5 protein-coding genes and 2 pseudogenes are annotated in these 7034 nt (G+C 63.7%); 5 read left to right on the forward strand and 2 right to left on the reverse strand.

Features of this window, described 5'->3' with window-relative positions; all coding sequences use genetic code 11:
• Positions 1 to 258: 258 nt before the first annotated feature.
• Both C1D09_RS00615 and C1D09_RS00620 read right to left on the reverse strand, forming a co-directional pair.
• A complete protein-coding gene (locus tag C1D09_RS00615) occupies positions 259 to 1374 on the reverse strand; it encodes a threonine aldolase family protein (protein ID WP_246135613.1) in 1116 nt (371 codons plus the stop codon).
• A gap of 47 nt (positions 1375 to 1421) precedes the next feature.
• Positions 1422 to 2297, reverse strand: a complete 876-nt coding sequence (locus tag C1D09_RS00620; protein ID WP_143972506.1) for an AraC family transcriptional regulator — start codon at positions 2295 to 2297, stop codon at positions 1422 to 1424.
• 144 nt (positions 2298 to 2441) lie between these two features.
• Between C1D09_RS00620 and C1D09_RS33555 the strand changes: the two are divergent.
• The 5 genes and pseudogenes from C1D09_RS33555 to C1D09_RS00645 all read left to right on the forward strand — a co-directional run.
• A pseudogene (locus C1D09_RS33555) lies at positions 2442 to 2669 on the forward strand (transposase); the annotation flags it as partial.
• A 437-nt stretch (positions 2670 to 3106) separates the two neighbouring features.
• Entirely contained in the window at positions 3107 to 3766 is a 660-nt protein-coding gene (locus tag C1D09_RS00630) for an OmpW/AlkL family protein (RefSeq protein WP_425463392.1), read from the forward strand.
• Between the two features lie 95 nt (positions 3767 to 3861).
• Positions 3862 to 5094 (forward strand): cytochrome P450 family protein, encoded by a 1233-nt coding sequence (locus tag C1D09_RS00635; RefSeq protein ID WP_143972509.1) that lies wholly within the window; start codon positions 3862 to 3864, stop codon positions 5092 to 5094.
• A 5-nt stretch (positions 5095 to 5099) separates the two neighbouring features.
• Positions 5100 to 6098: pseudogene (locus tag C1D09_RS00640) on the forward strand (cytochrome P450); the annotation flags it as partial.
• A gap of 94 nt (positions 6099 to 6192) precedes the next feature.
• Positions 6193 to 7034, forward strand: an 842-nt coding sequence (locus C1D09_RS00645) for a cytochrome P450 (RefSeq protein WP_143972510.1), incomplete at its 3' end; no start/stop codon positions are given.

The following is a 7034-nucleotide window of genomic DNA, read 5'->3' on the forward strand; positions in this document are numbered from 1 at the left end:
ATATATTACAGGCATGCAGGATTACGGATGACCTGAGGTGAATTGCGCCAATGAGGGATCTTCTTACGGAAAAGCGACCGGGTTACTCCGTAACCGTACGGTGCAGCCGCCTTGCCGAGGTAAGATGAATTTGCAGGTCTGAGCCTGGGACAAAAGATACAGCCTGAGATGCTCGTGCGGCCAGAACGCTCGGACATTGCAGTCGAGCAAAGAGGACATCCGTGACGGGCGGCGAGAGCGCTCGACGGTCGCCACAACTCATTCGGCGCCAGCCGGAACACGAGCCGAGCCGACCGGTGCGCAGAGGCTGGTTGCCGCGCCGATCAAGTCGGACACGTCGGCCTCGGTCGTCGCGAAAGAGGTGACGAACCTCACGATCCCAGGCTCCCAGCGATCATGGTAGAAGCGGAATCCCATATCGAGCAGCCCTCGGATTAGGGACGTGGGAAGTCGGCAGAATAGGATGTTGGCCTCGGGACGCTGCTGGATTTTCACGCCAGGCACCAGGGCCAACCCCCGCGCGAGCGCCGATGCCATGGAATTGGCATGGGCCGCGTTGCGAAGCCAGACACCGTCCCTCAGATAGCCGTCCATTTGCGCCGCCATGAAGCGCATCTTGGAACTCAACTGGCCGGCCCGCTTTCGGCGAAAGGCGATCGTGCTCGCGAGATCTCCGCGGAACGAGACGACCGCATCGACCCCAAAGGTTCCATTCTTCGTGGCGCCAAACGACACAAGGTCGACGCCGGCCTTCCACGTCATCTCGGCCGGCGAGCAGCGCAGAGTGACGAGGGCGTTGGCGAAGCGAGCACCGTCCATGTGGAGCGGCAGGTTCGCTGACCGGCAGATATGGCTGATGGCCTTGATCTCGTCGAGCGCGTAGACCGATCCCATCTCGGTCGCCTGCGTGATGCTGACGCTGGAGGGCTGGACCGAGTGGATGTCGCCCGCCATGCGCGTTGCATTGGCCGCCAAGGCGTCGAGGTCGATTTTGCCAGCCTCGCCTGGAAGCTGCACCAACTTCGCACCGGCGGTGTAGAACTCCGGCGCGCCGCACTCGTCGCGGTTGATGTGTGCGTCGGCGTGCGAGAGGATGCTGCCCCATGGCGGCGTCATCGCCGCGAGCGCCAGCGCGTTCGCCGCCGACCCCGTCGAAACGAGGAACACGTCGACCGCATGCTCGAACATCTCGGCGAGCTGGCGCTCGACGGTATGCGTCAGCTCATCGTTGCCGTAGGGAAGCGCCTGACCCGACGCGCACGCGGTGATGGCTGCGATCACCTCGGGGGAGACGCCGGCGATGTTGTCGCTGGTGAAGCCGCGGGGGCGGGTCTGCTTGCTTTCGTTCATAGTCTTGACGCTCGTTTCATCCATTGAGCGTCCAAGCTAGACGGTTCGCCGCGCGCTTTATTGAACGATATTCAAACCGAGAGGTAACGCGCCGGCGTCACGCCCAGCACCGCCTTGGTGTGCCGGGTCAGGTGGCTCTGGTCCGCGAACCCGACCGCGACGGCGACCTCGGCGACGTGGTGACCTCGCCTCAGCAGCCGTCGCGCCTCGTCGATGCGGACCTGGATGAGGTAGCGGGTGGGGGGCAACCCGAAATGCGCCTTGAAGCCCTCGATCAACGTCGCCTTGGAGCATCCGGCGAGGGCGGCCAGGGCGGCGAGCTGCAGAACTTCGTCAAAGTGGGCATGGATGAAGTCACGCACGTCGCGGAACCTCGGCGGCACGAATTTTGGCTCAGCAACGCGCGACCCGCCGGCCTCTGCGAAGACGTGGGGCAGGAAACGGATCAGATACTCCTCGATCTCCAGTGCCGAGCTATGCCCATGTTCAAGCAGGCGCCAAAACGCGCTGAGGCCGTGTGCAACTGGGGCATTCTCCTGGAACGGGCTCTTGAAGTCGATCGTTCCGGGTTCGTTTTGGCCGCTGTCCTCAAGGACTTGCCGGACAAGGCCTTCGGGCATGTAGAAGATCTTCTGGCTCCAGCCAAGATCGTCACCAGCACCCCCGAAATGCGGTTCGCCGGGCGCGAAGGTCGCGACGGTGCCGCTACCGGCGTGCCAAACCTCACCTCGGCACCAGACATCATGGACGCCTCGCTCGATCAGGCCGATCAGATACTCATTGTGGACGTGCTTGGAGAAGTCCTGCCAGTGATAATCCGCCGCCAGGTAATCGAGCCCGCCAAGGACGTCGGTGTGCTTCATCACCGCACGATTGCGCGGCGGCCGCCCCGGAGGTTCAGAACGGCCGCGCGCCTTTTCGTCGCATTCTACGGCGGTATCGGCCACTTGATGATCAATCCGGGTCGGTCGTCACAACGATATCGTTCTCTCGTAGCGAATTTCAAACCGAAGCAGTATTAATTGCCGCCCGAAGAGGGGCCTGCTGCAGGGGCAGCGGATTGGCGGGATTAATCGTGTTTCAAGCTTGGGATGTGGACCCGAGCGACGCGTGGCCGGATGGCCGATATCGAGAAGAAGACCAAACGCTATCCCTTCCGATCTGACGGATGAGGAATGGTCGCGGATACAACGTTCCTGCCGGGCGCGGCCAAGACCGGGCGGCGCGTGGTGACGGACCTGCGCGAGGTCTTGAACGCGATCCGCTACAGGGCCCGATCGGATGGCGGCTGGCGCATGCTGCCAAAGGACTTCCCGCCCAGATCGGTCGCGGTCGAGACGCCTTACGGTCACGCCCTCCGACTGCGCCAACTGGCTGGAACGTTCCCCGGCCTGACGGCGAAGCAGCAGGCGACGATCAAGGCGCTGAACGCAGAATACGCCAAAACTCGAAGCCGAGTACGAGCGTGCCAACGAACTGCCGGCCGATGTTGACGAACGGCTACCAGGGGCGGGTACGGCTGCACTCATTGTCGGATCTTCGACGAAGTCGGACATCAGACACAGCGCTATCAGAGTGACCGCATTGTTTTGCAATCATTTTCTCATTTGGCACGACACATGCGGGGGCTATCCCGCATGAGCGCTCCGTCAATCTCGATTGATGCGAGCAGGATTCAATCAAGGCGCAGTGCGTCGCTTCTGAAGATCAAGGAGAGAAAAGTATGGCGAGAGCGCGAATTGGCGTGGCGCGGGCAATGACAGCGGCTGTCGTCCTCATCGTTGCGGGACAGGCCGGCGCGGCAGATGTTCATCAAGCCGCGAGCGTCCCGCAGGCAGAAGCCTGCGTCGCGGAAGCGCCAAGCCCCTGGCAGATCCGCCTGCGTGCGTTGGGGGTGATCACCGAGGATTCGGGCTATGTCAATGCGGTGCCCGGCTCCGGTCTTTCCTATTCGAACACCGTGACGCCGGAACTCGATATTTCGTATTTCTTCACGGACAACATCGCCACCGAACTCATACTCGGCACCACCTATGCCAACATCGATGGCCAAGGTGCGATCGGCGGGCTGGGCAAGGTCGGCAAGGTTTGGCTGCTGCCGCCCACGCTCACATTGCAGTATCATTTTACCGATTTCGGCGCCTTCAAGCCCTATATCGGCGCCGGCGTGAACTATACGATCTTCTATCATCAGCAAGCCGGCAGCGCCGATGATCTCAAGGTCAAGAATACATTCGGCGCCGCGCTGCAGGTCGGATTCGACTACATGGTGGACCAGCACTGGGGCGTCAACTTCGACGTGAAGAAGCTTTTCCTCAAGCCCGACTTCGACGTCACTGTCGCCGGCGCCAAGCTCACGGGCAAGGCCAAGCTCGATCCCTGGTTGATAGGCGCAGGTCTCACCTACCGCTTCTGAGGACGAAGCACACGGGGGGGCACTTTTCGAAGTCCGCGCGCGGATCATCCGTGCCGAGAAGTGGATCCGCGATGGTTCTTAGGGGAGTTGTTGGCATGCGCGTAGAAAACGATCATTGCGACGTGATCGGTGTGCCGGCGGCTCCCACGCAACTTGATCGTCTTTCTTCCGCGATTCTGCAGCAGGGGGGGATGGCGCGAGTGTCGCTGCCAGGCGATGTGGTGACCTGGGCGGCAGGCCGTCACCAGACGCTCAGGCAGATGCTTTCCGACCAGCGTTTCAACAAGGACTGGCGACAGTGGCGTGCGCTGCAGGACGGCGAGATTCCCGAGGATCATCCGCTGATCGGGATATGCAAAGTGGACAACATGACCACGGCGCACGGCGCCGATCACCGGCGCTTGCGCGGCCTGCTGTCCAGCAGCTTCGCGCCCAGTCGTATCGCCTTGTTGGCGCCACGGGTCGAACAATGCGTCGATCGACTCCTGGCCGAGATGGCGCAGCGCGGCGGCAGTGCCGATCTGATGTGCGAGTTCGCCGCTCCGCTGCCCACCAACGTGATCGCCGAACTGTTCGGTTTGCCGGACGAACAGCGCGAAGAGATCGTCGCGCTCACCTACAGCCTGGCCAACACCTCCGCCACAGCCGAAGAGGTGCGACAGACGCGGCAGCGCATCCCGGAGTTCTTCCGTCGCCTGATCGCGCTCAAGCGGGGCCAGTCCGGCGATGATCTGGCTTCGGCCCTGATCGTCGCGCGTGACAAAGGCGAGCTCGTTTCCGACACCGAGCTCATCGACATGCTGTTCATGGTGCTCTCCGCGGGCTTCGTGACCACCGCCGGCGTCATCGGCAATGGCGTGCTGGCATTGCTGACGCATCCGCAGCAACTGCACCTGGTGCGCAGCGGCCAAGTTCCGTGGTCACAGGCGATCGAGGAGATCCTGCGCTGGGGCAGCTCAGCGGCCAATCTGCCGTTCCGCTATGCCACCCAGGACGTGGAGATCGACGGATGCATGGTCCGCCGCGGCGACGCCGTCCTGATGGCGTTCCATGCGGCGAACCGGGACGAAAAGGCCTTCGGTCCCGGCGCCGACAGGTTCGATGTCACCCGGTGGCACAACCCGCATTTGTCATTCGGCGAGGGGCCGCATTCCTGCCTGGGCGCTGCGCTGGCGCGCCTGGAATTGCGCTGCGCCTTCCCCGCGCTGTTCGGGCGGCTGGAGGACCTGGCGCTGACCATCGCTGCGGAGGACGTCGTCTACATGCCGTCTTACGTCATTCGCTGCCCGCAGCGCCTGCCGGTCAGCTTCCGCCCTTCCGTCGCTTAGAGAGTGCGGCATTCACCCCGGATTCGGTGATTCTCGGTTCGCCGGGGYGGCTGGTCTCGCATGAGGGGGGCGAGCATGCCCGGTTACGCACGATCGTGGCGCCTGCCTTCAGCAACCGCAGGGTGAAGCTGCTCGCGCAGCAGGTCGAGGCGATCGCCGCGCAGCTGTTCGAGACGCTGGCGGCCCAGCCCCAGCCCGCCGACCTGAAGCGCCACCTCTCCTTTCCGCTGCCGGCCATGGTCATCAGCGCGCTGATGGGCGTGCCTTACGAGGATCACGCCTTTTTCGCCGGGCTGTCCGACGAGGTGATGACGCACCAGCATGAAAGCGGCCCGCGCAGCGCGTCGCGCCTGGCCTGGGAAGAACTGCGCGCCTACATTCGCGGCAAGATGTGGGACAAGCGCCAGGATCCGGGCGACAACCTGCTGACGGATCTGCTCGCGGCGGTCGAGCAGGGCAATGCGACCGAGGAAGAGGCGATCGGCCTGGCGGCGGGGATGCTGGTGGCGGGGCACGAGAGCACCGTCGCGCAGATCGAATTCGGCCTGCTGGCCATGTTCCGCCATCCGCAACAGCGCGAACGCCTAGTCGGCGATCCATCCCTGGTGGACAAGGCGGTGGAGGAAATCCTGCGCATGTACCCGCCGGGCGCGGGCTGGGACGGCATCATGCGCTATCCGAGGACCGACGTGACTATCGCGGGCGTGCATATTCCCGCGGAGAGCAAGGTGCTGGTCGGCCTGCCGGCGACGTCGTTCGATCCGCGCCATTTCGACGACCCGGAAACCTTCGACATCGGACGCGACGAAAATCCGCACCTGACGTTTTCGCACGGGCCGCACTACTGCATCGGCATGGCGCTGGCCAGGCTGGAACTCAAGGTGGTGGTCGGTTCGATCTTCCAGCGCTTTCCCGCGCTGCGCCTGGCCGTGGCGCCCGAAGAACTAAAGTTGCGCAAGGAGATCATCACTGGCGGGTTCGAGGAGTTCCCGGTGCTCTGGTGATGCGCGGACGCCGCCCGGAATCGCGATCTACTCCGCAATTTGCCAACGCGCCTGGCACGCGCCGGTCAGATCAGCCAGCCAACAGGTAACCAAGATGGACGTGCAAGAAACCACGGCAGCATGCCGGGACGCCTTCGCCGAACTTGCGTCGCCAGCGTGTATCCAAGACCCGTATCCGTTCATGCGGTGGTTGCGCGAGCACGATCCGGTGCATCGTGCGGCGTCGGGCCTTTTTCTGTTGAGCCGCCACGCCGACATCTACTGGGCGCTCAAGGCCACGGGCGATGTGTTTCGGGGACCGGCGCCGGGCGAACTGGCGCGCTATTTCCCGCGTGCGGCGACCAGCCTGTCACTCAATCTGCTGGCGTCCACGCTAGCGATGAAGGACCCACCGACGCATACGCGTCTGCGCCGGCTGATCTCGCGCGATTTCACCATGCGCCAGATCGACAACCTGCGGCCGAGCATCGCGCGCATCGTCGCAGCGCGCCTGGACGGCATGGCGCCCGCGCTGGAGCGCGGGGAGGCGGTGGACCTGCATTGGGAATTCGCGCTGGCCTTGCCCATGCTGGTCTTCGCCGAACTGTTCGGCATGCCCCAGGACGACATGTTCGGGCTTGCCGCCGGCATCGGCGCCATTCTGGAAGGCCTGAGCCCACACGCCAGCGATCCCCAGCTCGCCGCGGCGGACGCGGCCAGCGCCAGGGTGCAGGCCTACTTTAGCGACCTCATACAGCGCAAGCGCACCGATCCCTGCAACGACATCGTGTCGATGGTGGTCGGCGTACACGACGACGATGCTGACACGCTGTCGGATGCGGAGTTGATCAGCATGCTGTGGGGCATGCTGCTGGGCGGCTTCGCCACCACTGCTGCAACCATCGACCATGCGGTCCTGGCGATGCTGGCGTATCCCGAACAGCGGCACTGGCTGCA

This window comes from Mesorhizobium intechi, from assembly GCF_002879535.1.
GTDB lineage: Bacteria > Pseudomonadota > Alphaproteobacteria > Rhizobiales > Rhizobiaceae > Mesorhizobium > Mesorhizobium intechi.